The sequence below is a fragment of the Ensifer canadensis genome (genome assembly GCF_017488845.2).
GTDB classification, from domain to species: Bacteria; Pseudomonadota; Alphaproteobacteria; order Rhizobiales; family Rhizobiaceae; genus Ensifer; species Ensifer canadensis.
This window is the reverse complement of record NZ_CP083373.1, coordinates 365,656-389,375: the sequence shown is the minus strand read 5'-3', so window position 1 is coordinate 389,375 and position 23,720 is coordinate 365,656. Positions and strand designations below refer to the sequence as shown.

Sequence of the window (23,720 nt, the reverse complement as noted above, 5' to 3'; positions counted from 1 at the left end):
TTGCATGATACTGACCGCTTGGCGGCTCGGATTGCCTGCTAGGACGCAGGAATGACGTGGACCTTGGTTTCGTCGAAGGCGATGTGGCAGAGGGCGCCGGGCGCAAGCGAGGGCCACTCCCGCTGCTTGATCGTGAGCTCACCGCCATGGGCAAGCGTGGCCACGATTTCGTGGTGGTCGCCGACATAGGTGCATTTGGCGAGTGTGGCGGTGAGGCCGCCAGTATCCGTGAGCCACATATGCTCCGGCCGCACCATGACGAGACAGCGCTGCCCCTCGCAGACCCTGGAGCTGGCGAGCCGGAGCGTAATGCCGGCATCGAGCGCGACGGCGGAGCCGCTCGCCCCAACCCTGCCCGGCAGCAGGTTGGCGCTACCGACGAATTCCGCAACGAAGCGCGTCTTCGGGCGCTCGTAGATTTCGCTCGGCGTACCGATTTGCTCGATCCGCCCGGCATTCATCACGGCGATGCGGTCGGACATGCTGAGGGCTTCCGACTGGTCGTGCGTCACGAAAACGGTGGTGGTGCCGACCTCGCGCTGGATCGTCTTCAACTCCTCGCGCAATTGCTTTCGCATGAGGAAATCGAGTGCCGAAAGCGGCTCGTCGAGGAGCAGCACGGCCGGGCGATTGACGAGCGCGCGGGCGAGCGCCACGCGTTGCTGCTGGCCGCCGGAAAGCTGCGCGGGCCAGCGCGTGGCAAAATCCTGCATGCCGACGCGCTTTAGTTCTGCCAGCACCCGCGCTCGCCGCTCAGCAGCCGGCACCTTGCGGCGCTTCAGCCCGTATTCGACGTTCTCCGCGACGCTCATGTGCGGAAAGAGGGCGTAGTTCTGGAAGACGTAATTCGTCGGCCGGCGGGCCGGCGGCAGGCCGGTAATGTCCTGACCGCCGACGAGGATGCGGCCGGCGGCCGGCGGCGCAAAACCGCCGATCGCCTGCAGGGTCGTGGATTTGCCGCAGCCGCTCGGCCCCAGCAGCGTGAAGAACTCGCCCGGCTCGATCACAAGATCCATCTTGCGAACGGCTTCCACCGGCCCGTAGCGACAGACCAGCGATCGTAGCTCCACGCCACTTTGAGATGCGGACATCGAACAATCCCCTTTGCCTAAAGTTTTTTTAACCGTGCAACTGAAATTTCAGTTAACGTATCTTTTCCTCAGCGCCTGTCAACGCTATTTCTGGGAAATCGATGCGAGCAGGAACAACCGATGCGATCTGAAATTTTTGAAGTGCAGGGCAGACATCAGCGTGACGGCGCGACCCCGGCCGTCGCCCTTGCCTACGAGAGCATCCGCGACCGCATCATCTCGCTTGCGCTTCCGCCCGGTGCGCCGCTCAACGAGGCGGATCTGGCGGGTCCTCTCGGCGTCGGCCTGACGCCGGTTCGCGATGCGATCAAGCGCTTGGCGCTCGAACATCTGATCGTCGTCTATCCGCGGCGCGGCACCTTCGTCAGCGAGATCAACTTGGCGGACGAGCGATGGCTGACGGAAGCCCGCGTGGAGATGGAGGGGCTGGCGGCGGAACTCGCCGCCGCGCGTGCGAGCGTCGAGGAAAGGCGGGCGATCACGGCCTGTGTCGAGACACTGCTCGGAGAATCGCACCCGCTGCGCATCAACGCGCTCGACACGGAATTCCACCGCCTCCTGTACCGCGCCGCGCACAACCCCTTCCTGGAAGCCTCGCTCAACCAGTATCTCAATCTCAGCGTCCGGCTCTGGTACTATTGCCGCGACCGCCTGCGCGCAAAATCCTCCGACGGCGACTTCCACAAGCAGGTGGCGGATGCGGTCATGGCCGGCGATCCACAGGCCTCCCGCGCCGGCATCGTTGCCCATCTGCGCCAGTCGTCGGCCGACCTGCGCGAGGTTATGTGACGCTCAGCCTGTGTAGGCCGCGACCACTTGCTGCAAACGCGTCGGTCCGAAGCTTGCGAAATGGCCACCATGCACGATGCGGACGGGCAAATCCGCCACACGCGCCAGCGAGGCGCGATAGGCCGCCCTGTCGGAGTGGAACGTGTCGTCAATAAGGTCGCCGTCATAGACAATGTCCCCGGCGATCAGCGTGCCGGTCGCCCGCTCGAACAGCGCGATGCCGCCCGGCGAATGGCCGGGCGTGTGGATGACCTCGAAGCGCCGGTCGCCGATATCGACCACGTCGCCGTCCTCGACAAAGCCAGTCGCCGGGCACGGTTTGACGCGATAGGCGGCGCTTTCCCAGCCTTCCGGCGGGGCGATGAACATGTCCTCGTTCGCATAGCCGGCGGCGAGCGTCCATTCCGGCCGGGGATCGACGAAAATCTCCGCTTCGGCCGGATGGGCAAGGTGGATGTCGAATTCGTGGGTGCTGCCGATATGGTCGAAATGGGCATGGCTCGATACACAGACGATCGGCCGCCCGCGGAGCAGCGGCACATGCGCCCGCAGGCCGAAATGGCCAAGGCCGGTATCGACGAGGAGATCGCGTTCCGCCCCGCGCACGAACCACATGTTACAGCGGAAGAAGGGATGGATCCAGGGTTCGTGGATCAGGAAGACATCGTCGGCGAAGGGCACGACCTCGTACCAGTCCTCGGCGCGGATATTGGCGGAAGGGCTTGAACGGTTCGGTGTCATCGGCGGGGCCTCATGGGAAAGGGAAACCGAGCTTGCGCACCGCCCAAAGATCGGACGGCGCGCAAGGCGGGGGAGGAAACAGGGCGTGGCGCCGGAGCGCCACGATATCTTTGGCGATGGCTAAAGCGCCCAGACACCCGACAGGTCGTGCATATTGACGCCGCGCAAGGATGGCTCCAGCCCACCGAACTTGCCGGTGACGGCCTGCAGGCTGTCGCGGAAACCCCAGACGATCCAGCCGGCCTTGTCGTGCACGAGCTGCTGGAAGTCATTGAGATACTGGCGCGCCTTTTCGCTGTCGCCGGTGGAGGAAGCCAGCTTGAACAGTTCGGCCGCCTTCTCGTCCTTCCAGTGGGATTCGTTGTAGGGCGAATCCGGCAGCAGCGAATAGCCCGCGGTCACCGACAGCGGGTTGGGGCCGAACATGTCTTGGCTGAACTCGACCTTCAGGTATTTCTGGTCGTAGAAGCTGGAAAGGTCGGCCGAGGCCGCCAGCTTGATGGTGACGCCGACCTTTTTGGCCTGCTGGGCGAGAACCTGCGCCGCCGCGGAGTTCCACGGGGCTTCGGGGCTGGGATACAGTTCGATCTCAAGGCCTTCCTGGCCGGCTTCCTTGAGCAGGAATTTCGCCTTGTCCGGATCATAGGCCCGCTGTGGGATGCCGGCATTGTAGTAGGGATCCTGCGCCCAGCCGAGATCGTTGCCGATCCGCCCGCGCCCGGCATAGACGTTGCGCAAGAGCTGTTCGCGATCGACCATCAGCTTGAACGCTTCGAGCACGCGCGGATCTTTGAACGGCGGCTGATCCACCCGCATGGTGAAGGGCTCGAAGGAGGCACCGGCTGCCGAAAGCAGCTTGATGTCCTCGCGTCCCTCGATGGTTCTCGCCTGCGTGAAGGCGAGGTTCGGCATGGCGTCGATCTGGCCGCTCATCAGCGCGTTCATCCGCGCCGTGGTCGCGTCGGCAAAGCCGATCACCTCGATGCGGTCGAGATAGGGTTTTCCGTCGAGCCAGTAGTTCGGGTTGCGCTCGGCGATGAATTTTTGGTCCTCGAAAGAGACGAACTTAAACGGCCCAGAGCCGACAGGCTTCTTCGGATCAAAGCCGGTGGGAACGATGGACAGGGACGGATGGAAGAAGGCCTGCTTGAAGAAAGAATAGGGATACTTGAGGCGCAGACGCGCCGTATGCTTGCCGTCCTTTTCGATGCCCTTGGGATCGAGGGCTTCGAGGTTGCGCGCAGCCAGGGACCCGGTCGTCGTCATGGCGCGCGTGATGGAGAAGATGACGTCATCGATCGTCACCGCCTTGCCGTCGTGGAAGGTCACGCCATCGCGGATGCGGATGGTCCAGACCTGCGCCGTGGCGTCAGGCTCGAAGACCTCCGCGAGCGAATCGTAGGGTTTTCCGGTCGCATCCTCCTTGACGAGCGAATCGTACATCGCCCGGCACATCATGGCGGCGAAGCCGGAGAAGGCGAGCGCGGGGTCCATATTGTCCTTGGAACTCGCGTCCTCCGCGCCGACCCGGAAGGTGCCACCCCGTTTCGGGATGGCATTGTCGGTCGCGTAAGCGCTCCGCAGGAGGGAGGGGCCGGCGAGCACCGTGGCGGCGGCAATGCCCCCACCGAGGAGGACGTTGCGTCGTGTAACCATTGCGGGCATGAGCAAAGTAGGTTTCATCACCGGCTCCTTCGGCCTTGGAGTGATCAGGAATTTTGCAGGTTCAGTTGGCAGCATCCGCCATGGCGCTGAGCCGCGGCGACACGTAGAGCGGCGTCGTGCGTCCCGAGGCGTTCATGTGGACCTTCTCGTTGAAGACGAAGCCCGGCGCGTTGTCGTAGGAGAACGCCGCCACCATGCGGTCGCGCGTGCCGTTGGACGGCGCGACCCGGTGCAGTGACTGGTCGCCGTAGAAGAGCACGAGCGTACCGGCATCCTGGGACACGGAGATCACCTCCTCCGACGTGCCGCGCAGCACCGCCTCGACACGATCCAGGCCCGGATTTGCCTTGTCCCGGGTATGCGGCACGAACTCGAATTCGCCGCCCGATTCCGGGCGTTGCAACAAGAGCGTGACCACCCAGTCATTGCCGTCGAAGTGCCAATCGTGGGTCTGGCCGTTGTTCATCATGATGACGGCGAGCGACAGGAACGGATCGACGATGTGGTGGACGCTCTGGTCCAGGATTTCCGCGAAGAACGGCGGCAGGCCGCCCCATTCGTAGATCTTGCGCAGCTCGCTCTCGCCATCGAAAATATCGGCCGACAGCATGCGCTGGATCAGCGGCTGCGGCTTGCGGAACGGATGGTCGGCCGGCAGCAACGGGTCGAGCGTTTCCTGCGGATAGATGAAGCGCAGGAGGTCGCGGGCATAGGCCTTGCTCTTGAGGCTTTCCACCTCGGCGACGCAGGTCGCCAAGCCCTTCTCGGTCAAGAAGCCCGGAAAGCTGGCAAGGCCGCTTTCACGCAGTGAGGCCTTGGCATTCTCGATCAATTCACGGCGCTTCGGGCTCGCCAGATCGTCGATCGGGTAGCGCTCGAGGTCGACCAGATGGCTGACGTCGGGGGCTTGCATCGTGCTCATTTATTCACTCCTCATTTGGCTGGTTAGCTCCACCAGAGCCGCGGCGTGCTCTGGAGTAGATTCTGTGTGTAGGCGTCTTGCGGGGCATCGAGCACGGCATCGCTGGGCCCCTCTTCCACGAGCACCCCGGATTTGACGACGGCGACCCGGTCGGCGATGGCGCGCACGACGGCGAGGTTGTGCGTGATGAAGACGATGGTGGTGCCGGACTGCCGGTGCAGCGTCTTCAGAAGCTGGACGATCGACGCCTGAACGGAGACATCGAGCGCGCTGGTGATCTCGTCGCAGATCAGGATTTCCGGGTCTGCTGCGATCGCACGCGCGATCGCCACGCGCTGGCGCTCGCCGCCGCTGAGCTGCTGCGGGTAGCGGTCGTGAAGGCGCGGGTTGAGGGCCACCATCGACAACAGGTCGGCCACCGATTGGCGCGGCGCCCTGCCCTTTTCTGTGAAGGCCGCGATGGATTGCGCGATCAGCTCATGCACCGTGCGGCGCGGGTTCAGCGAACTGTAGGGGTTTTGGAAAATGTACTGCACCGCGCGCCGCTGCTCCGTGCTGCGCCGGCGGGTGCCAAAGGGAAGCGTCTCGCCGTGCAGCTGGAGGCTGCCCTTCGCGTCTGTGTGCAGGCCGCCGAGACATTTGGCGAGCGTCGTCTTGCCGCTGCCGGATTCGCCGACGATGGCGGTGCACAGGCCCTGCCGTATCTCCAGGTCGAGGCCCTTGAGGATGCGGACAGTGCCGTAGCCGGCATCGAGCCCCGATACGCCGAGCAGCACGGGCTTTTCCGCCCTTTCCGCCGCCGCTTCGATGTCCGGCACCCGGAACGGAACGGTATCATCCGTCGTCTGCCGGCGCAGGCACGCCACCTTGTGCCCATCCGAATGGAGCCGCAGCAGCGGCGGCTCCGAGCGGCGACAGCTGTCCAGCACGTCCGGGCAGCGCGATGCGAAGACGCAGCCGCCGTCCCGGCTCGCCACCGAGGGGGCATGGCCGGCGATGCCGCGCAGCTTGCGACGGACCAGCGGATCGGGGATCGCCGAGATCAGCAGCCGCGTATAGGGATGTTCCGGGGAGCGCAGCGTGAGATGGGTCGGCCCGGATTCGACGATGCGGCCGAGATACATGACGGCCACGCTGTCGGCGAGATCGTTCACGACGGCGAGATCATGGCTGACATAGACCGCCGCCGTGCCGTAGCGCGCGCACAGATCCCGGACCGTCGCCAGCACATGGGCCTGTGTGGTGACGTCGAGCCCTGTCGTCGGCTCGTCGAGGACGACGACAGCCGGCCGGCCGATGAAGGCCATGGCAAGGCCGACGCGCTGCTGCTGGCCGCCGGAAAGCTGATGCGGAAAGCGCCTGAGGAATTCGAGCGTCGCCGGAAGGGCGACATCCGCGAGCGCCTGCGCCATCCGGCCGGTCGCCTCAGGGTCTTTTCCATCCTTGTTGAGTGCCTCCAGCATCTGCGCCCCGATCCGCATGGCGGGGTTCAGCGAGGCACCGGGATCCTGCGGCACGTAGGAAATGAGGCGTCCGCGCTGGCGGCGGATCTCCTGCCAGGGGAGCGGCAGGAGATCGACGCCGCGGATGCGGACCGAGCCCGCGGTGATGGCCGTGCCGATCTTGGCATAGCCGAGCAGCGCCAGCGCCGCCGTGGTCTTGCCGGAGCCGGACTCCCCGACGAGGCCCATGATCTCGCCCGGCCGCAGGCTGAAATTGACTTCGGCAACGATATTGATCTTCGAGCCGACGACATCGACCCGCAACCCCTCGACCTGAAGGGCCACTTGCGTCTCGCCCGCCGGCGCGCTGAGGTGGTTCGGCGCAACGTTCATCACTCACCCCCGGAGGTAATGCTGCGGCTCACGCCGGCGGTTTTCTGGCTGAAGGCGTCGGTGAAGAGGTTCGCGCCGATCGTCGCGATGCAGATCGCCGCCACCGGCAAGAGGACCGGCCAGGGTTGCAGCAGCAGGCCCGGCTGGTTCTCGTTGATCATCAGGCCCCAGTCGGCGGCCGGCGGCTGGACGCCGAGGCCGATGAAGCTGAGCGATGCGACGATGCCGATCGACCAGGTTGCCCGCAGGCCCAGTTCGAGCGCGACGAGGCCGGCAAGATTGGGCAGCAGTTCGCGCAGCATCACGCCAAAGCGGCTGGCGCCGATCATCTCCGCATAGACGACGAATTCGCGCTCCGAGAGCTGCAATGCCGAGGCATAGATAACGCGCGCCGTGCGCGGCACATGCGAGAGCGCCACCACGATGCAGACGAGCGGCAGCGAGGTGCCGATCATCGAGGCGACGAGCAGCGTGAGGACGAGGGCTGGAAAGCACAAGAGCACATCCAGCGCCCGCATGACGATCGAACCGACCGTGCCCTTCATATAGGCCGCGACCAGCCCGAGCGCCGTGCCGAGCCCGACGCCGAGAAGGGCCGAGATGGCCGCCAGCACCATGATGGCGCGCCCACCGTGCAGGAACCGGCTCAGCGTGTCGTGCCCCAGATAATCCGTGCCGAACAGGGCGTCCGGTCCGGGTGGATCGAAGGGTATTCCCACAAGGTCTTCGGGATCGACCGAGGTCAGCCAGGGTCCTAGGATCGCGAGCAGCACGACCGATCCGAGCAGGATTGCGCCGATGCGGCCCTTGGGTGTGCGGAGCGTCGAAAGAAAGATGCCGGCGGGCTTTTTCCTGACGACGGGTGCGGGATGGTCTTCGTGGGCTTGCAGGACAGTCATGCCGTCACCTTTGTGCGCAGACGCGGAGTGAGGGCGACGACGACGAGGTCGGCCAGGATGTTCACTCCGATATAGATTATTGCGAGAACCAGCGTCGTTGCCTGCACCACGACCAGATCGCGGTTACGCACGGCTTCCACCAGGGCGCTTCCCAGTCCCGGGAACTGGAACACTGTCTCGACGATGATGGCGCCGCCCGCCATGTAGACCAGCGTGACGGCAAAGACCTGGATGAGCGGACCGGCCGCGTTGGCAAGCGCATGGCGCAGCACCACGCGTCCCTCCGGCACGCCCTTCAGCCGCGCCATGGCCACGAAATCGCTGTCGAGGATCTCGATCATCGACGCGCGGATGGTGAGCGCGATGTAGGGCAGGATCGTCAGCACGAGCGTCAGGATCGGCAGGACAAGCATGTCGAATTGCGCGAAAATCGACTGGTCCGCATTATAGATCGACACGGCCGGGAAAAGCTGGAAGACGGTCGTGCTGAGGACGAGCACGGTCAGCACCGCCAGCGCGAATTCCGGAATGCCGGTGATCACCAGCATGGTGAGGGAAATCGCGTGGTCCGCCGGGCTGTTCCGCCGCACGGCCGCGAAGACGCCGATGGCCGTGCCAAGTGGAAAGCCGATGACGACGGCGAAAGCCATCAGCGTCAGCGTCCTGAGCCCCCGGCTGACCATCAGGTCGCCCGCCGGTTCCCCACTGACGACCGACACCCCGAAATCGCCCGTCGCCAGATCGCCGATCCAGGCGAGGTAGCGCAGCGCCGCCGGCTGGTCGAGATGATGCTCGGCCCGGAAGGCGGCAAGCGATTCCGGCGTCGCGGTCTTGCCAAGGACGGCAACGGCGGCATCCCCCGGCAGCGCGATCGTCGCCAAGTAAATGATCAGGGACACGAGCATGAGCGTCACCGCGCCGCTGCCCAAGCGTCCCACCAGCATTTTCAACATCTCAAAACCCTCCCGTCAGGCGGTCGGGAAAGCGGCCGCGCCGGATGCAGCCGCCGCAGGGCTGGCCGCAAGGCGCTGATACCCCGTCGAAGGGACAGGCCGCCGCCTTTGCGATCACCGTCACAATTGCGCTCGCCGCCTCGGCGGCTTCGCCACGCTCGTTCAGACCGTACTGTGCTGGAATCTGTCTATCGTCATTCATGGCGCGCGTTCCCCTGCTTATTTCGCCACTTCATATACGAAACGATATATGAAAGCTGCTCGTGGTCAAGAGGCTGAAAGGCCGCTTGCCGAAAAAACTTTAACGATATAAACATTAGAGCTACGAAATAGAAAAAACACAAGGGCGGTGGCGCGGAAAAATCCTGTAACGGGGCAAGCGGGGCCGAATTGCGCGAGGAGGTTTGACAGATAGCCCGTCGCAATCTTTGGCTGACGAAACAGCGAAACCGTTGTCCGCCCGAGGGATCGCGTACTAACGTGGTGGTTGGCCGAAAGCAGGGTGAGGAACACAGATGGACAAGAAGACGAAGCCCCCGACCATTGCGGACGTCGCGGCCCTGGCCGGCGTTTCCGCGCAAACAGTCTCCAACTTCTTGACCGGACGTTTCAAGCCACGAGGCCAGAACCTTCAACGCCTCGAGGCCGCCATCAGCGAACTTGGCTATCGGCCGAGCGCCGCCGCGCGCGCGCTTCGGCTAAAGCAATCGGGCATGATCGCGATGCTGCTGGAAGATGGCGCGGACCTCTCGCAGGAGCGCATGCGGGAAGGTTGGGAACCGCTTCACGGGATGTTCCTCTACGGGGCCACCAACAGAGCGCGCGAACTCGGCTACTACGTCACGCCCGTCCTGACCCGGCAGGGAACGGCGGAGATGGAAGCCATACGGTTGGTCCGGGAAGGGCGTGCCGACGCGCTGATCTGCAGCACGGAACTGATGCCCGAAGCGCAGCTGGAACGCCTGCAACGCATCGCCCGGACCGAGAAGGTTCCCATCGCGCTGCTTCAGGAGAACCGTAAGCGCGATTTCATATGCGGCGTCGCCGCGGCGGACGAGGACGGGGGAGACCAAGCTGCGGCACATCTTGCCGCGCTCGGCCATAGGCGCGTCGCCATTATGACCGTGAAGCCGAGCTGGCCCGGCCCTGTCCGCAGGCGCGCCGGTTTCGAGGCGGCGGCTGCGAGATTGGGTCTGTCCGTCGAAGTTTGGCAGGCCGAGCACTACACCGTCGAGGCTGTTCGCCAGCGAACAGCACCGGAATTGTTGCGCGAGGACCGGCCGACGGCAGTCTTCGCGGTGAACGACGTGATCGCGGTCGCCCTGATACAGCTGGCGATCGAGCTGCGGCTGGATGTTCCAAACGACCTTTCTGTCTTGGGCTTCAACGATCTCGACGTCGCAGCCTATGTTCGCCCCGCGCTGACGACCCTGCGCACGCCCGGAGCCGCCATGGGCGCGCGCGCGGTCGAAGTGCTTGTCGATGCAATTTCGGGAAAGCCGCTGGCCTCCACGGCGCTGCTGCCGGTCGAATTCGTCCCCCGTGAAAGCACGGGCCCAACATCTCGGGCGTAGCGAGGCCGTGCACCCAAAAGCGACCTCGCCTCTCTCTAATGCCCTCGGGGTTCGCTATCCGGCATGGTGAGCGACTTAATTCGTCCACTTGCCCGCTTCACTGCCTCGCCGATCAAGCGGGCATGACGAGGCAGCACCCAGCTGATCGCGCTCTGAGCGAGCACGAAACGCCCACCGAGCGGAATGGAGCCGCCGTCGACCGGACTGCCCCTCCTCGATGGGGTGGATGACGCGGGCGGGATCTCTTCGCTGTCGGTGCGCACCGCGGCCGGAAGGCTGCGGCTCAAGAGCTTGCCGTCCGACCCGTCGGCATGGTCGGCGTCGCCAGATGGGCTATCGGCCATTGCATCGTTTCGCATTCGGACCGACTGCACCTTTCACGATTATCCGCGAGAACAAATCACCTCGCATTTTATGCGAATGTCGCCGCCTCTTGCCAAGAGGGTTGATCATCTGTATCGTATAGCAATTACAGTAATCGCATACCAATTAAATGGAAACGACATGATGACACTAGTCGAGGAACTGGTCGATCTCGTCGGCAAGGATGCGATCCTCGTCGAAGACGCAGATATGGCGTTTGCTACCGAAGACTGGCGGGGCCGCTACCGGGGAAAGGCCTTGTGCGTCACGCGGCCGGCGACTGCCGATCAGGTCGCCGCCATTGTGGCTTGCTGCCATCGCCATGCGGTTCCGGTCCTGGCGCAGGGCGGCAATACGGGCCTCGTCGGCGGTTCAGTTCCGCCGTCCGACGGCCCTGCGCCCGTCATCGTCAACCTCGAACGCATGCGGCGTATCCGCAAAGTCGATCCGGTCAACAACACCATGGAGATCGAAGCCGGCTGCGTGCTCGCCCATGTGCAGGAGGCCGCACGTGAGGCTGGCCGCTATTATCCCGTCAGCCTCGGCGCTGAAGGCTCCTGCCAGATTGGCGGCACTATCGCCACCAATGCCGGCGGAACATCCGTCCTTCGCTACGGCAATACCCGCGAGAACGTCCTGGGGCTTGAAGCGGTGCTGCCGGATGGCACCATCTGGTCGGACCTGAAGGCACTGCGTAAGAACAACACCGGCTACGATCTCAAGCACCTGTTCATCGGCTCCGAGGGAACGCTCGGCATCGTCACCGCCGCCGTCCTCAAGCTGCATCCCCTGCCCACGCGTCATGCGATGGCCTGGATCGGCCTTTCCGATCCTCAGGCCGCTGTCCGCATGCTGACGCTGATGCAGGAGCGCAACGCCGCGAAGCTTTCCGGCTTCGAGCTGATGAACCACACGCAGCTCGATCTCGTCGTCCGTCATGTGCCGCAGCGCCGCGCGCCGCTCGAGACCGAACACAACTGGCATCTCCTGGTCGAACTGTCCGACACCGGCGGCGAGGAAGATCTCGACGGGGCCTTGCAGTCCGTTCTGGAACGGGCCTTCGAAAGCGGCCTCATCGCCGATGCGGTCATCGCCGCGAGCGACGGCCAGCGCGCCGCTCTCTGGGAGATCCGCCACAGCGTCTCGGAGGCCAACAAGAAGGCTGGCGTCGGCCTGACCACCGATTGCGCCGTCCCGGTTTCGGCCACGGCCGAATTCATCGACCGCACCGGCGCAGCCGTTCGTGCGCTGGCTCCCGAAGCGGCGCTGGTCATCGTCGGCCATATGGGCGATGGCAATGTCCATTTCATTCCGTTCTTTTCGTTCGAGCACTGGAACGCGCTGGAAAAGCGCAACGAGATCGCAACAGCCATTCGTCACGCCATCAATGACGTCGCGCATGCGCTGGGCGGCACGTTCAGCGCCGAGCATGGCGTCGGCCAGGTCTCGCTCAAGGAAATGGATCGCTACAAGACGCCGGCGGACCTGACCCTGATGCGCGCCATCAAATCGGCCATCGATCCCAGGGGATTGTTCAACCCGGGCCGCCTCCTTCCGCCGGCGACATAGACCGGCGGTTCCGCAAGTCCACCCGTATCGGCCAGAGAGCCGGCATCAGCAACGAAACAGTGCAAGAGGAGAACAGGCATGAGCATCTTGAAACAGGGCTGGTCGCGTCGCCAGATCTTGAAAACCACCGCCGTCGCGGGCGCCGCGCTCGCCGCCCCCGCGATCTGGACGCCATCGCGCGCCGAGGGCAAGCGTATCGTCGTGCGCGACGACGGCGGCATCTATACCAAGGCCTACGGCGCCGTTTTCTACCGTCCGTTCCAGGAAGCGACGGGGATCGAGGTGGTCGGCGTGCAGGCCAATGCCGAGCCGACCGCGCAGATCCGCTCCATGGTCGATGCCGGTTCCTACACCTGGGACATGGCAAAGATCAGCCAGCCGGCCATCCTGATGTTGACGACCGGCGACAAGAAATATCTCGAGCCGCACGGCCTCGAAAGCGACCCCGTGGTTGCGACCCTGCCAAAGCAGTACATGTCCGAATACGGTGTCGGCAACAATGTCTACACCACAGTGCTCGCCTATCGCACCGATGCGTTCGAAGGTCGCGAAGCGCCGAAATCCTGGAAGGATTTCTATGATGTTGAGGGTTTCGACGGTCGCCGGGCGCTGCGCAAGCATCCTTTTGACACGATCGAGCAGGCGTTGATGGCCGACGGCATCGCCGCCAAGGACGTCTACCCCTGCGATATCGACCGCGCCTTCAAGACGCTCGACCGCATCAAGCCGAATGTCGAGGTGTTCTGGACGAGCGGCGCACAGGTCGAGCAGATGCTGACCTCCGGCGAAGTCGATCTGATCCCGACCTGGGTCTCCCGAGCCCAGTCTGCACGCACGGCCGGCGCGCCCGTCGAGATCGTCTGGGACCAGAACATCTGGGGCCTCGACAGCTGGTCGATCCTCGCCGGCACGCCGAATGCGGATGCCTGCCGCGAGTTCATCAAGTTCGCCTCCGACGTCAAGCGCCAGGCGGCCCTGATGGAATATTTCGCAGCCGGCGTGACCCAGCCAGAAGTGTTCGACATGATCGACGCGAAGGTCGCCCAGGATTCGCCGACCTATCCCGAACATATCGCACGCGGCATCCAGATCGATGCCAAATATTGGCTCGACAACCAGGCGGCCGTCATCGAGCGCTACAACAGCTGGCTCCTCAGCTGATCGAATGCGGGGCTCGATTGCGAGCGGGCCCCGCCCTTCAAGTTACTACCACCCAACGGGGCCGCCATGTCTTCATCCAGCCTGACCGTGCAGAAGCTCTCCAAACGCTACGGGGAGTTCGTCGCACTCGCCGAGACGGACCTCACCGTCGCCGAGGGCGAATTCCTCACCTTGCTCGGGCCGTCTGGCTCGGGAAAGACGACGCTCCTCAGCCTTGTTGCCGGCCTTGCCCGCCCCGATGGCGGCGCGGTGCTGATCGGCACTGACGAGGTGACCTATAGCGCACCGCATCTGCGCGATATCGGCGTCGTCTTCCAGAACTACGCGCTGTTCCCGCATATGACCATTCTGGAAAACATCGCCTTCCCGCTGAAGATGCGCAAGGTTCAGGCCGAAGAGGCGCGCCGCCGCGCGCAGGAGGCGCTGGAAATGATCCGCCTGCCGCATATCGCACAGCGCTATCCAAAGGAACTTTCCGGCGGCCAGCAGCAGCGCGTGGCGCTCGCCCGCTGCATGGTCTACCGCCCCTCCATCATTCTCATGGACGAACCGCTCGGTGCACTCGACAAGAAGTTGCGCGAACACATGCAGCTCGAGATCAAACGCATTCACCGGGAACTCGGCGCGACGATCGTCTATGTGACCCACGACCAGGAAGAGGCGATGACCATGTCGGATCGCATCTGCCTGATGAACTCTGGCAGGATCGAGCAGCTCGGCACGCCGGGCGATCTCTATTTCCGCCCGCAGACGCTGTTCGTCGCCGATTTCCTCGGCGAGTCCAATCTGTTGCCCGCCAAGGTCGAGGCCATTGCCGGCGACGAGATCGCGCTCGCGATCGGATCGCGCGCCGTAAAGGCCCGCGCCCTTGCCGATGGCAAGGTTTCCACCGGCGATACCATCCACATCATGATCCGCCCGCAGAACCTCTCGATCGAACTGGCCAAGGATGGTGACGACGACAGGCTGGGCGCCACCGTGACAGATGTGATGGTGACCGGAAGCCTGACCAAGGTCTACATGAAAGCCTCCGACGAGGAGCTTCCAGATCTGCTCGCCGCGTTCCCGACCCGCGCCAGCGGCCAGACCTTCCGCATTGGCAATGTGGTCGCCCTCTCCTGGCATGGCACGGACGCCGTGGCGATCACCGGCAACGCGGGAGCATGACCCCATGAGCACGGCTCCAAACCGCCCGCATGCAGCCCCCCTGCCGACTTGGGTCAAGAACTGGCTGATGATCGCGCCGCTTCTGCTGCTGCTCATCGCCTTCCTGGTCTACCCGGTCGGCCGGCTCCTGTCGCTGAGCTTCTTCGACGCCGACGGCTTCTCGCTTGCCGCCTACAAGCAGCTCTTCGCCTCCGGCCTCTATCTGAATGTCCTGTGGATCACGCTGAAGATCTCTCTCATCACCACGTTCCTGTCGGTGGTGCTCGGGTATCCGGTAGCCTACCTCATCTCTTGCACCGAAAAACGTATGAAGAGCCGGCTGATCTTCCTCGTCCTGCTCTCGTTCTGGACGAGCTTTCTCGTGCGCGCTTTCGCCTGGGTGGTGATCCTCGGCCGCAACGGCGTGGTCAACCAATTCCTCCTGTCCGTCGGCATTATCGACCGTCCTGCAAACCTGATCTACAGCCTCGGCGCGGTGCTGGTCGGCATGGTCCATGCCATGCTGCCGTTGGCGGTCATGACGATGCTCGCGGTCATGGAGAACATCGACCGCAACCTGCCGCGCGCGGCCTCCACGCTTGGCGCGCGCCCTGGCTCCGCCTTCTGGACGGTTTATTTCCCGCTGTCCGTGCCCGGCGTTGCCGCCGCCGCGATCATGGTGTTCGTCACCGCCATCGGCTTCTTCATCGTGCCCACCCTGCTCGGTGGCCGGTTCGAGACGATGATCACGCAACTCATCATTGACCAGGTACAGCAGACCCTGAACTGGGGACTGGCAGGGGCGATTTCCGTCCTGCTGCTTGTCGTCGTGCTGATCGTCTTCTTCCTTTACGACCGGATTTTCGGCTTTGCGAGCCTGACCGGCGAAAGCGCCGCGACGAACGCCAACCGCGACACCGCAGCACGGCGCGCGGGCGCCAAGGTGCTGGCGGTGGTCGGCGATGCGAGCGACCGTCTGATCGCTCTGTTTCCCGCCAGCAGCAAGAGCAGCGATGCGGGCAAGACCCCATGGCCGCTGACCGCCTTCGTCTGGACGATCCTTATCCTCATCAGCCTGCCCGCTTTGCTGATGGTGCCGATCTCTTTCAGCCAGTCGGGTCTCAACTGGCCGCCCTCCGGTTTCACCACCGAATGGTACTGGCAGATGTGGAACACGCCAGTCTGGAAGCAGGCACTGTGGCGCTCGCTGACGGTCGCGCTCGGCGCCGGCGTGCTGTCGATGCTGATCGGCGTTCCGGCGGCCTTCCTGCTTGCCCGTGCCCAGATACGCGGCAAGGCGGCGCTGCTGGCCTTCGTGCTGTCGCCGATCGTCGCGCCGCGCATCATCATCGCCGTCGGCCTGTTCTACGTCTTCGCAGAACTGAACCTCGTCGGCACCTCACTCGGCTTGATCATCGGCCATACCGTAGTCTGCGTTCCCTACGTGGTGATGACCATGGTGGCGGTGCTGCGAAATTACGACACGCGTCTCGATCTCGCGGCGCAAAGTCTCGGCGCGAATCCGGCAAGAAGCCTCCTCCACGTCACGTTCCCAATCCTCGCGGCGGGCATGTTCTCTGCCTTCCTCTTCGCCTTCGCCACATCCTTCGATGAGCTGACCATCGCGCTGTTCTCGTCGGGTGGGCTGAATGCGACGCTACCCAAGCAGTTCTGGGACGAGGTGACGCTACAGGTCTCGCCGGTCATCGCGGCGGTCTCCACCTGCCTGCTCGTCTTCATCTCGGCGCTGATCTTCATCGCGGATCGCCTTCGCCAGCGAAGTCTGGCCCGCTGAATTCCGGAGCGGCCCGCCCCGTTTCATACGGGCCGCTTCCCTTACCCCGCTATCACCGCATCGACGGAAAACCGCCTCCACGTTTTTCCGTCGCGGTACCATCGCATGAAAGGAATGACCATGCTCGACTCCACAGGCCTTTGCGGCATCCTACCGGCGCTCGTGACACCGGTTCAGAGTGACGATACCATTGATGTGAAAGCGGCCGACGCTTTGTTTTCCTGGCTGAAGCAGCAAGGGGTCGACGGCGTTGTGCCGCTTGGCGGCACCGGCGAATACGGCGCCTTGTCGCGCAGTGAACGTAACCGATTCGTCGAGATGAGCTCCAAGGCAATGGCCGGCTGCGGACCGGTCGTCCCCGGCGTGCTGGACACCGGCTTCCATGACGCGCTCGATGCCGCGCGGGATTTCGCCGCCGCGGGTGCGGATGCGCTTCTCGTGATCACGCCCTACTACACCAACCCGAGCCAGGCCGGAATCCGCGATTACTTCCTGCGCTATGCGGACAATTCGCCCCTGCCGATTCTAATCTACGAAATCCCCTACCGCACCCGCATCGCTATCGATCCGGACGTGATGCACGAGCTGTCGCGCCATGAACGCATCATCGGCATGAAGGCCTGCAACACAGATATGTATCACTACCTGCGGGTCGTAGCGGGGGTGGATACCTCCTTCACCGTTCTGAGCGGCGAAGACACGCTGTTTCCGCTGCATGTCGCCGCGGGCGCCAAGGGCGGTATCGTCGTGACGGCCAACCTGCTGCCGCGCACCTGGCGCCACCTCTTCGACCTCGCCTCCTCGGGCAAAACCGAAGAGGCGCTGGCCCTGCACCGCGAACTGATGCCGCTCATGAACCTGGCCTTTGCAGAAACCAATCCGGGACCGATGAAATCCGTAATGGACCTCATCGGCGTCGATGCGCCGCAAATGCTGATGCCGCTGCGCCAGCCGAAAACCGAACTGCGCGACGCGTTGCGGCAGGAATATTCGCGCCTTCTCGGCCAGTTCGAGAAGGCCGCCTGAGCGGTGCTCTCGCGCCTGTGGACAAGCGGGTATGCCTGCCGTTACAGGCATACCCGAATCCCTGCAGCGTGACGCATTATCGCTGATGCGCAAGGAGCGTCGTAACACTTAACGACGGCGGAAACGGAAGATCGACAATGGCACGCAAGGACGGAACCCCGATTGGGCCGGAAGGCGCGGAAAGCGGCGAGATCGATCCGCGCAGCTCCTCGCTGTTCGTCGGTTCGTCCGAAAAGATGTTCCGCATCCTGCATGCCTTCGACGGCCCGCTGCGCCAGATGCCACTCTCGGACATCGCCAAGGTGGCGGAACTGGACCGCAGCGCAGCGCAACGGCTGGTCTACACGCTGGAGACGCTCGGCTATCTTCGCCGTGTGCAGAACACGCGCAACTATGCCTTGACCTCCAGGGTGCTACAATTCGCCTACAACTACCTGCATGCCCATGAAGTGCTGCACAAGGCAGCGCCCTACCTGCTTCAAATCAGCCGGGCCGTCGGGGAAACCGCGAACCTTCAGGAACTCGACGGACCGGAAATCGTCTATGTCGGGCGCTTTCCCGGCCAGCATCTCGTGAATGTCGATATCATGGTGGGCAGCCGCCTTCCGGCCCTGTTCACGGCGTCTGGCACGGTTATCCTGTCGCGGCGCACCGGCGCCGAACAGGACGAGGTGTTCGAGCAAACGGAATTCCGGCCCCTCACCCCATCGACAGTGACGGACAAGGGCCTGTTGCGCGCCCGTATTCAGGAAGCCGCCGAAAAGGGCTATGCCATCGTCGCCAATGAAACGGTGCTGGGCGACATTTCCGTCGCCGCCGCGATCACCGACGAACACGGCCGCGCCGTCGCCGCGGTCAACATTGCCGCGCCCACGACCCGCTGGACCATCGAAAGCGTGGAAGCCGAACTCGCCCACCATGTCCAGGTGGCCGCGACGTCGATCTCCATGACGAAATTCACGCCTTACATTCCGTAAGGCGTGTGCCGCTTTTCCCGATGCCTTCCAACGGAGTTCAGCGCCGGGAGGTTCATCGTCACGACAGGTATCTACGCATGAAACCGTTGAATGTTGCCGATTATCGCCGGCTTGCCAAAAAGCGGCTGCCCCGCGGCATGTTCGAATACATTGATCGCGGCACGGAGGACGAGGTGGGGCTGCGCGGCATCCGCAACGCGCTTGACGCCACGAAACTCTGCCAAAATCTTCTCAACGACGTGTCGCAGCCGGACACCTCCACCACCGTTTTCGGTAAGAAACTGCCGATCCCGGTCATCATCTCGCCGACCGCCGTCGCCGGATTGGTATGGCACGATGGCGAGGTGCATCTGGCCCGCGCCGCCGGCTCGATGGGCATTCCGTTTTGCGTCGCAACCCAATCCATGACCTCGATGGAAGATATTGCCGAGCGCGCAAAGGGCACCGACCTTTGGTTCCAGCTCTATGTCTTCGAGGATCGCAGCCTGACCCGCGACCTCCTCGTGCGCGCTAAAGCGCTCGGCATCCGCAACCTGCTCTTCACCGCCGATACGCCGCGCTCGCCGAAAAAGGAATGGAATATGCGCAACGGCTTCGGAATACCGATCAAGCCCTCCGTCGCCGGTGGGCTCGACTTACTCGCACATCCCCGCTGGTCTTTTTCTGTCATGCTGCGCTACATCCTGACGACAGGCATGCCGACCTATGCGCACTATCCCCCTGAATACCGCACCAGCATCACGCGGGCGAGCGTGTGGGACAATGTGAAGCTGGCGCGCAAGCTGACCTGGGACGACTTTGCGGAGGTTCGCCGCCAATGGGACGGCAATCTCGTCCTCAAGGGCGTACTGACGCCCTCTGATGCAGGGCGGGCGCTGAAGCTGGGAGCCGACGGCATCGTCGTCTCCTGCCACGGTGGACGCAACATGGATTGCGCGCCGACGGCGATCGACGCGCTCCCGAGGATCGCCGACGCCGTGGACGGACGTATGACCATCCTCGCAGACAGCGGCATCCGCCGCGGCAGCGACATCGCCAAATATATCGCTACCGGCGCCGACGCCGTGCTCATCGGACGCGCTACGCTCTACGGAACGGCCACAGCCGGAGAAAAAGGCGCCCGAGACGTTCTTGAGATCCTGCGAGAGGAACTGGATCATTGCATGGCCTTTACCGGCCAAGCCCGCCTTGACGACATCACCGCCGATCTAATCTGGAAGCAGACCCCGGCCGTTGGATGAGCACAGGATCGCAAAATGGGCCGGATCCCTCTTCCGGTCAGCGGCGCCGTGTTGGCCGCCCTCTACCTGAGCGACCTTCTAAAGGATTTGTATGCTGTTACGACAGAGCTGCCCATCTGATCAGTTCGCAATTTGCGGCTTATAGACTTAGGCGTAATCCCTCGAGGGATGCAGCCCCCAAGGGATCTTGCGGTCGGGACCGCACGCCCCTTGGCTGGAACCGTAGGTGAGTTTGGTCCGCCCGTCTTCGCGTTTGTCCTGAACAGATGATGGGGAGCAAGTCCCGTATGCAAGGCAAGGTTTCACCCAAACAAGACGCGGCATCTTCAGTTTACGTCGGCGTGGACGTGTAAAGACTGGCTCGATGTCGATGTCCTTATCCATCCCCAAGGCCAAAGCCGGCGGGTCAGCAATGACAAAAGCGGCATCGGTCAGCTGAAGTGGCTTCTGGTTCGGTTGGGGCCGGTATGCATCGTGATGGAGGCGACGGGCAAGTTCCATCGCCACGCCCATCGCTCGCTCAGTGCCGATGGCTTTCCCATCGCCATCGTTGATCCGCTGCGGGCCCGCATGTTGCCCGCTCCAGCGGCTAACTCGCAAAGACCGACCGGTTAGACGCTTGCCTCTTGGCCCTGCTGGCCCAGGCGCTCCGACCGGAGCCGAGCCCACCACCGTCCCCGGCCATCGAGACCCTACAGGAACTTGTCAATGCAAGATCGGCCGCGTTAGGGGAGCTCACCGCATTCAAGAACCGATTGAAGGCAACCAGAACCGCCTTTCTGCGCGCCGAGCTTTCCCGTCTCATCCAAGTCTTGCAGCGATGAGTGAAGAGATCGATCAAGATCTGCGATGACCGCCGATAGCGTGAAGCGGAAGCGGCTCCTTGGAAACTTCCGGCCCAGAGCGACGATGAGGTTTGGTGGACGACGATATCACTCCGGGAATGGTGCTCAATCTCAAAACGTGAGAGCATGTCTGCAGTAGCGACAAAGTGCGCGACGCAGCCAAAGTCTAGCTTTGCGAGCCGCGAAGGGACGGGGCGTGGAGCATTCTGGCTGGGGCGTAGTATGAAATCATTTTTCCTGGCCGCAGGGCTTTCCTTGTTCCTTCTCGCCGCCTGTTCTCACACTGTGCAAACATTCAGGCAAACACCGTCATATTCGCCCGCGCAGCCGACAAGCACGCGGCTGACACAAGCTGTCCAAAGGCTTGGTGATCCTAGGGACGGTCGCTCCGGGGTCAGGCTGATCGGCAACGGAGAAGAAGCGCTGGCGGCGCGCTTGGCGCTTGCAGCGGCCGCCGAACAGACGATCGATGCGCAGTATTACCTTCTGCACAATGATCCTACCGGAAAAATCTTTGCGTGGAGCTTGCTGCAAGCCGCGGATCGGGGTGTGCGGGTGCGGCTATTGCTCGATGACATGGACACTAAGGGCTATGACGCCGTGACTGCGGCTCTGGACTCGCATAAAAACATCGAAATCCGGCTCTTTAACCCGTTCTGGCGGAATCAGAGCCTTGTCGCGGCCGTCCTCACCGACTTCAAGCGGATCAACCGCCGGATGCACAACAAGTCGATGACCGCCGATAATGCCATGTCGATCGTCGGTGGCCGCAATATCGGCGATGAGTATTTCCTGGCCAAGAGGGAATTGAACTATTCGGATCTCGATGTGCTGGTTGCTGGACCCGTTGTCGATGAAGTCTCGACAAACTTTGATGAGTACTGGAACAGCAAGTTTGCAGTGCCGGCGCGCGCCGTCGTTGGCGAACCAGAGGGGTTCAGTCTCGACGAAGCGCGCGATCGCCTTGACGAGATCGTCGGGGATGCTCGAGAGACGGAATATGCCAGCGTGGTGCGTGCGGCTGCGAAGCAGCATCTAACGCCATCGACGCTGAAGCTCGCGTGGGTTCCCGCCAAAATGTACTCGGACCCCCCTTCAAAAGCGGCCGGTGAAGACAACGAAGAAGAGATTCTTGCCTCTCAACTGTCAAAGTATTTCGCCGATGCGACATCAAAGATTGAGATCATCTCTGCATATTTCGTGCCAGGCAAACGCGGCACAGAGTGGTTGCGGGAACTTGAGGCGCGGGGCGTCGAGGTGTTGGTTGTAACCAATTCGCTGGCATCGAACGACGTGAAACCAGTCTATGCGCATTATGCAAAGGACCGGCGGGCTCTTCTGGAAGGTGGAGTCCACCTCTACGAACTTCGGCCTGACGCAGATCAAGAAGCGCGGCGCGGCGTCAATTGGGGTGAATCGCGATCGGGTCTGCATGCCAAGGCGTTTACCATCGACGATCGTTACCTGTTCGTCGGCTCGTTCAACTGGGACCCGCGGTCGGTGAATATCAATACCGAGATGGGCATTCTGATCGACTCGCCTGAATTTACCAGGAAGACCTCGAATGCCCTAAGAGGCGTTTTAAGAGAAGAAACCTTTGCCGTAAGGCTGAACAAGGACAAGCGGATCTCGTGGACGCAGACCGAGCCGGACGGGACGCAGCGGATCTATTATCATGAGCCGACGGGTTCGCCCTGGGATCAATTCGTGGCGGGATTTTATGCGATTCTCCCTATCGGCTCGCAGCTCTGAGGTTTTCGCGACGCGGGGGCGCCGGTATTAGGCCTAGCGTTGGCAGGGGCAAAACCGTCCTAAGAAAATCTGGGGCTCCTATTCCGCTTTGGCCGGAGAGCCGCCGACCATCGAGTCTCTGCTCTTGAGGGGAATCGAACCGAGGATCGGCACCTTCGGATGGCTTAAACAGGATCGCGATTGCGAATCTGTATCGTATGATGATACATATTAATTGACTTTCACCAGTATCACCATATGATACAAGCATGAAGAGCGGGACGTGATCAGGTCATTTAACGATGACAAAACCGAGACTGTTGCGCGCTGCAAAGCCTCCAAAAGGCTTTCCTTCCGACATCGTGAGGTCAGCCGTTCGTAAATTGACGATCCTGAACAGCGCTGCTGCTCTGGACGACCTGCGTTCCCCTCCGGGAAATCGACTTGAAGCCCTTAAGGGCGATAGGAAGGCCAACATTCGATCTGGATCAATGATCAGTGGCGCATATGTTTTGTATGGACAGATGCCGGTATCGAAGACGTCGAAATAGTAGACTACCATTGATGGCCGATCGTGGCACACAGGAGCTTGAGATGACCCATATCCTTCCTCCGGTCCATCCGGGCGAAATCCTCCGCGAGGAGTACCTACTTCCGCTGAACATGAGCGCCGGTTCACTGGCGAAAAAGCTCAATGTCCCTCGCACTCGCATCGAGCGTATAGCGGCGGAGCAAACACCGATAACGACGGATACCGCTCTGCGCCTCGCCAAGTATTTCCGCACAACGCCGGAATTTTGGATGAACATGCAGACCAGCTTCAACCTCAAGACGGTGGAAATAGCGCTTCACGGCGAACTGGAGTTGATCCCGGAAATCGATAGAGCAGCATAGCCGGACCCTGCCCCTGGCACGGCACATTCCAGTCGATACATGGCCTTTATCAACCAAAGACAGCGACTGCTGATTTGACGATGATCCCACCATCCGGACTTCTGCGCATTTGGCGGCCGGTAGCGGTGCGAAAGACTTGCAGCAATTGCAGCGCCGGCGGTACCCGCGACCACAGGGTTTTCATGCGTTCCCTGCCATTTCGGCTTTTCCGCACTGCCTGGCCCGTAACAATGCTGTGACCAGCGGGAAGCCGATCTCGTGGAAATACAGGTCGGCATGCTGCGAGCTGATATGATGAAAGACGCCGGCAATTGTGCGACGGACACGCTTAGTTCTGCAAACGGCAGCATTGCGCCCCATGCGGTTGTCCAGGCTACTGAAAGGAAATCCTAGAGGCCGACGGTCTGCTTTTCCGCTCGTTTCCTTCCGGAATCGCAGATCACCAGTCGCCTACTGGCCGCAAACCGGTCATTCACGCATTGCAAATCTGTGTCCGCTTGGAG

Annotated in this window: 20 protein-coding genes and 3 pseudogenes; 13 read left to right on the top strand and 10 right to left on the bottom strand. The window is 62.6% G+C overall.

Features of this window, described 5'->3' with window-relative positions; genetic code table 11:
- Nucleotides 1–38: 38 nt before the first annotated feature.
- Nucleotides 39–1,091, bottom strand: a complete 1,053-nt coding sequence (locus J3R84_RS31565; protein WP_063963293.1) for an ABC transporter ATP-binding protein — start codon at nucleotides 1,089–1,091, stop codon at nucleotides 39–41.
- Nucleotides 1,092–1,211: 120 nt separating this feature from the next.
- On the opposite strand from J3R84_RS31565, the gene J3R84_RS31560 reads away from it, so the two are divergent.
- Complete coding sequence (locus J3R84_RS31560) at nucleotides 1,212–1,880, top strand: GntR family transcriptional regulator (protein ID WP_057207874.1); 669 nt, start codon at nucleotides 1,212–1,214, stop codon at nucleotides 1,878–1,880.
- A gap of 3 nt (nucleotides 1,881–1,883) precedes the next feature.
- Here J3R84_RS31560 and J3R84_RS31555 read toward each other — a convergent pair whose 3' ends face one another.
- From J3R84_RS31555 to J3R84_RS31525, 7 genes are all read right to left on the bottom strand, one after another.
- Nucleotides 1,884–2,621 carry an MBL fold metallo-hydrolase gene (locus J3R84_RS31555; protein ID WP_057207873.1) on the bottom strand — a complete coding sequence of 246 codons (738 nt, stop codon included), beginning with the start codon at nucleotides 2,619–2,621 and terminating at the stop codon, nucleotides 1,884–1,886.
- A 120-nt stretch (nucleotides 2,622–2,741) separates the two neighbouring features.
- A complete protein-coding gene (locus J3R84_RS31550) occupies nucleotides 2,742–4,304 on the bottom strand; it encodes an ABC transporter substrate-binding protein (protein WP_203529691.1) in 1,563 nt (520 codons plus the stop codon).
- Between the two features lie 43 nt (nucleotides 4,305–4,347).
- Nucleotides 4,348–5,208: a HalD/BesD family halogenase gene (locus tag J3R84_RS31545; protein ID WP_057207869.1), complete on the bottom strand. Its 861-nt coding sequence runs from the start codon at nucleotides 5,206–5,208 to the stop codon at nucleotides 4,348–4,350.
- A gap of 23 nt (nucleotides 5,209–5,231) precedes the next feature.
- Entirely contained in the window at nucleotides 5,232–7,043 is a 1,812-nt protein-coding gene (locus J3R84_RS31540; protein ID WP_057207867.1) for an ABC transporter ATP-binding protein, read from the bottom strand.
- Nucleotides 7,043–7,942, bottom strand: a complete 900-nt coding sequence (locus J3R84_RS31535; protein WP_057207865.1) for an ABC transporter permease — start codon at nucleotides 7,940–7,942, stop codon at nucleotides 7,043–7,045. Before J3R84_RS31535 ends, J3R84_RS31540 begins: the two co-directional genes overlap by 1 nt.
- Nucleotides 7,939–8,895 carry an ABC transporter permease gene (locus J3R84_RS31530; RefSeq protein ID WP_057207862.1) on the bottom strand — a complete coding sequence of 319 codons (957 nt, stop codon included), beginning with the start codon at nucleotides 8,893–8,895 and terminating at the stop codon, nucleotides 7,939–7,941. The genes J3R84_RS31535 and J3R84_RS31530 overlap by 4 nt, the downstream gene beginning before the upstream one ends.
- Nucleotide 8,896: 1 nt before the next feature.
- Complete coding sequence (locus J3R84_RS31525) at nucleotides 8,897–9,097, bottom strand: hypothetical protein (protein WP_057207860.1); 201 nt, start codon at nucleotides 9,095–9,097, stop codon at nucleotides 8,897–8,899.
- Nucleotides 9,098–9,410: 313 nt separating this feature from the next.
- Here J3R84_RS31525 and J3R84_RS31520 point away from each other — a divergent pair, with 313 nt between their 5' ends.
- Entirely contained in the window at nucleotides 9,411–10,469 is a 1,059-nt protein-coding gene (locus J3R84_RS31520; RefSeq protein WP_057207858.1) for a LacI family DNA-binding transcriptional regulator, read from the top strand.
- A 35-nt stretch (nucleotides 10,470–10,504) separates the two neighbouring features.
- On the opposite strand, the gene J3R84_RS31515 is transcribed toward J3R84_RS31520, so the two are convergent.
- Nucleotides 10,505–10,813, bottom strand: coding sequence for a hypothetical protein (locus J3R84_RS31515; RefSeq protein WP_057207856.1), 309 nt, complete (start codon nucleotides 10,811–10,813; stop codon nucleotides 10,505–10,507).
- Nucleotides 10,814–10,976: 163 nt separating this feature from the next.
- On the opposite strand from J3R84_RS31515, the gene J3R84_RS31510 reads away from it, so the two are divergent.
- The 11 genes and pseudogenes from J3R84_RS31510 to J3R84_RS31460 all read left to right on the top strand — a co-directional run bounded on the left by J3R84_RS31510 (nucleotide 10,977) and on the right by J3R84_RS31460 (nucleotide 23,217).
- Nucleotides 10,977–12,401, top strand: a complete 1,425-nt coding sequence (locus tag J3R84_RS31510; RefSeq protein WP_057207934.1) for an FAD-binding oxidoreductase — start codon at nucleotides 10,977–10,979, stop codon at nucleotides 12,399–12,401.
- A 78-nt stretch (nucleotides 12,402–12,479) separates the two neighbouring features.
- On the top strand, nucleotides 12,480–13,562 hold the full coding sequence (locus J3R84_RS31505; RefSeq protein ID WP_057207854.1) for an ABC transporter substrate-binding protein: 1,083 nt from the start codon (nucleotides 12,480–12,482) through the stop codon (nucleotides 13,560–13,562).
- Between the two features lie 66 nt (nucleotides 13,563–13,628).
- Nucleotides 13,629–14,729, top strand: a complete 1,101-nt coding sequence (locus J3R84_RS31500; protein WP_057207852.1) for an ABC transporter ATP-binding protein — start codon at nucleotides 13,629–13,631, stop codon at nucleotides 14,727–14,729.
- A 4-nt stretch (nucleotides 14,730–14,733) separates the two neighbouring features.
- The gene (locus J3R84_RS31495) at nucleotides 14,734–16,503 is read left to right on the top strand and encodes an ABC transporter permease subunit (protein WP_057207850.1); all 1,770 of its coding nucleotides are present in this window, start codon (nucleotides 14,734–14,736) and stop codon (nucleotides 16,501–16,503) included.
- 120 nt (nucleotides 16,504–16,623) lie between these two features.
- The gene (gene dapA / locus J3R84_RS31490; protein WP_057207932.1) at nucleotides 16,624–17,529 is read left to right on the top strand and encodes a 4-hydroxy-tetrahydrodipicolinate synthase; all 906 of its coding nucleotides are present in this window, start codon (nucleotides 16,624–16,626) and stop codon (nucleotides 17,527–17,529) included.
- Nucleotides 17,530–17,666: 137 nt separating this feature from the next.
- Complete coding sequence (locus tag J3R84_RS31485) at nucleotides 17,667–18,506, top strand: IclR family transcriptional regulator (protein ID WP_057207849.1); 840 nt, start codon at nucleotides 17,667–17,669, stop codon at nucleotides 18,504–18,506.
- Nucleotides 18,507–18,583: 77 nt separating this feature from the next.
- Nucleotides 18,584–19,747, top strand: a complete 1,164-nt coding sequence (locus tag J3R84_RS31480; RefSeq protein WP_057207847.1) for an alpha-hydroxy acid oxidase — start codon at nucleotides 18,584–18,586, stop codon at nucleotides 19,745–19,747.
- A gap of 608 nt (nucleotides 19,748–20,355) precedes the next feature.
- Nucleotides 20,356–20,571, top strand: a pseudogene (locus J3R84_RS31475) (IS110 family transposase); the annotation flags it as partial.
- A 243-nt stretch (nucleotides 20,572–20,814) separates the two neighbouring features.
- Complete coding sequence (locus tag J3R84_RS31470; RefSeq protein WP_203529689.1) at nucleotides 20,815–22,344, top strand: phospholipase D family protein; 1,530 nt, start codon at nucleotides 20,815–20,817, stop codon at nucleotides 22,342–22,344.
- Nucleotides 22,345–22,606: 262 nt separating this feature from the next.
- Nucleotides 22,607–22,888 (top strand): annotated as a pseudogene (locus J3R84_RS31465) (type II toxin-antitoxin system RelE/ParE family toxin).
- Between the two features lie 29 nt (nucleotides 22,889–22,917).
- Complete coding sequence (locus J3R84_RS31460; protein WP_057207929.1) at nucleotides 22,918–23,217, top strand: HigA family addiction module antitoxin; 300 nt, start codon at nucleotides 22,918–22,920, stop codon at nucleotides 23,215–23,217.
- A gap of 49 nt (nucleotides 23,218–23,266) precedes the next feature.
- On the opposite strand, the pseudogene J3R84_RS31455 reads toward J3R84_RS31460, so the two are convergent.
- Nucleotides 23,267–23,544, bottom strand: a pseudogene (locus tag J3R84_RS31455) (IS1595 family transposase); the annotation flags it as partial.
- Nucleotides 23,545–23,720 lie beyond the last annotated feature (176 nt).

Excerpts from the sequence above, each read along its gene's own strand:
- J3R84_RS31565 (WP_063963293.1), bottom strand. The coding sequence starts at position 1,091 with ATGTCCGCATCTCAAAGTGGCGTGGAGCTACGATCGCTGGTCTGTCGC.
- J3R84_RS31560 (WP_057207874.1), top strand. The coding sequence starts at position 1,212 with ATGCGATCTGAAATTTTTGAAGTGCAGGGCAGACATCAGCGTGACGGC.
- J3R84_RS31555 (WP_057207873.1), bottom strand. The coding sequence starts at position 2,621 with ATGACACCGAACCGTTCAAGCCCTTCCGCCAATATCCGCGCCGAGGAC.
- J3R84_RS31550 (WP_203529691.1), bottom strand. The coding sequence starts at position 4,304 with ATGAAACCTACTTTGCTCATGCCCGCAATGGTTACACGACGCAACGTC.
- J3R84_RS31545 (WP_057207869.1), bottom strand. The coding sequence starts at position 5,208 with ATGAGCACGATGCAAGCCCCCGACGTCAGCCATCTGGTCGACCTCGAG.
- J3R84_RS31540 (WP_057207867.1), bottom strand. The coding sequence starts at position 7,043 with ATGAACGTTGCGCCGAACCACCTCAGCGCGCCGGCGGGCGAGACGCAA.
- J3R84_RS31535 (WP_057207865.1), bottom strand. The coding sequence starts at position 7,942 with ATGACTGTCCTGCAAGCCCACGAAGACCATCCCGCACCCGTCGTCAGG.
- J3R84_RS31530 (WP_057207862.1), bottom strand. The coding sequence starts at position 8,895 with ATGTTGAAAATGCTGGTGGGACGCTTGGGCAGCGGCGCGGTGACGCTC.
- J3R84_RS31525 (WP_057207860.1), bottom strand. The coding sequence starts at position 9,097 with ATGAATGACGATAGACAGATTCCAGCACAGTACGGTCTGAACGAGCGT.
- J3R84_RS31520 (WP_057207858.1), top strand. The coding sequence starts at position 9,411 with ATGGACAAGAAGACGAAGCCCCCGACCATTGCGGACGTCGCGGCCCTG.
- J3R84_RS31515 (WP_057207856.1), bottom strand. The coding sequence starts at position 10,813 with ATGGCCGATAGCCCATCTGGCGACGCCGACCATGCCGACGGGTCGGAC.
- J3R84_RS31510 (WP_057207934.1), top strand. The coding sequence starts at position 10,977 with ATGACACTAGTCGAGGAACTGGTCGATCTCGTCGGCAAGGATGCGATC.
- J3R84_RS31505 (WP_057207854.1), top strand. The coding sequence starts at position 12,480 with ATGAGCATCTTGAAACAGGGCTGGTCGCGTCGCCAGATCTTGAAAACC.
- J3R84_RS31500 (WP_057207852.1), top strand. The coding sequence starts at position 13,629 with ATGTCTTCATCCAGCCTGACCGTGCAGAAGCTCTCCAAACGCTACGGG.
- J3R84_RS31495 (WP_057207850.1), top strand. The coding sequence starts at position 14,734 with ATGAGCACGGCTCCAAACCGCCCGCATGCAGCCCCCCTGCCGACTTGG.
- dapA (WP_057207932.1), top strand. The coding sequence starts at position 16,624 with ATGCTCGACTCCACAGGCCTTTGCGGCATCCTACCGGCGCTCGTGACA.
- J3R84_RS31485 (WP_057207849.1), top strand. The coding sequence starts at position 17,667 with ATGGCACGCAAGGACGGAACCCCGATTGGGCCGGAAGGCGCGGAAAGC.
- J3R84_RS31480 (WP_057207847.1), top strand. The coding sequence starts at position 18,584 with ATGAAACCGTTGAATGTTGCCGATTATCGCCGGCTTGCCAAAAAGCGG.
- J3R84_RS31470 (WP_203529689.1), top strand. The coding sequence starts at position 20,815 with ATGAAATCATTTTTCCTGGCCGCAGGGCTTTCCTTGTTCCTTCTCGCC.
- J3R84_RS31460 (WP_057207929.1), top strand. The coding sequence starts at position 22,918 with ATGACCCATATCCTTCCTCCGGTCCATCCGGGCGAAATCCTCCGCGAG.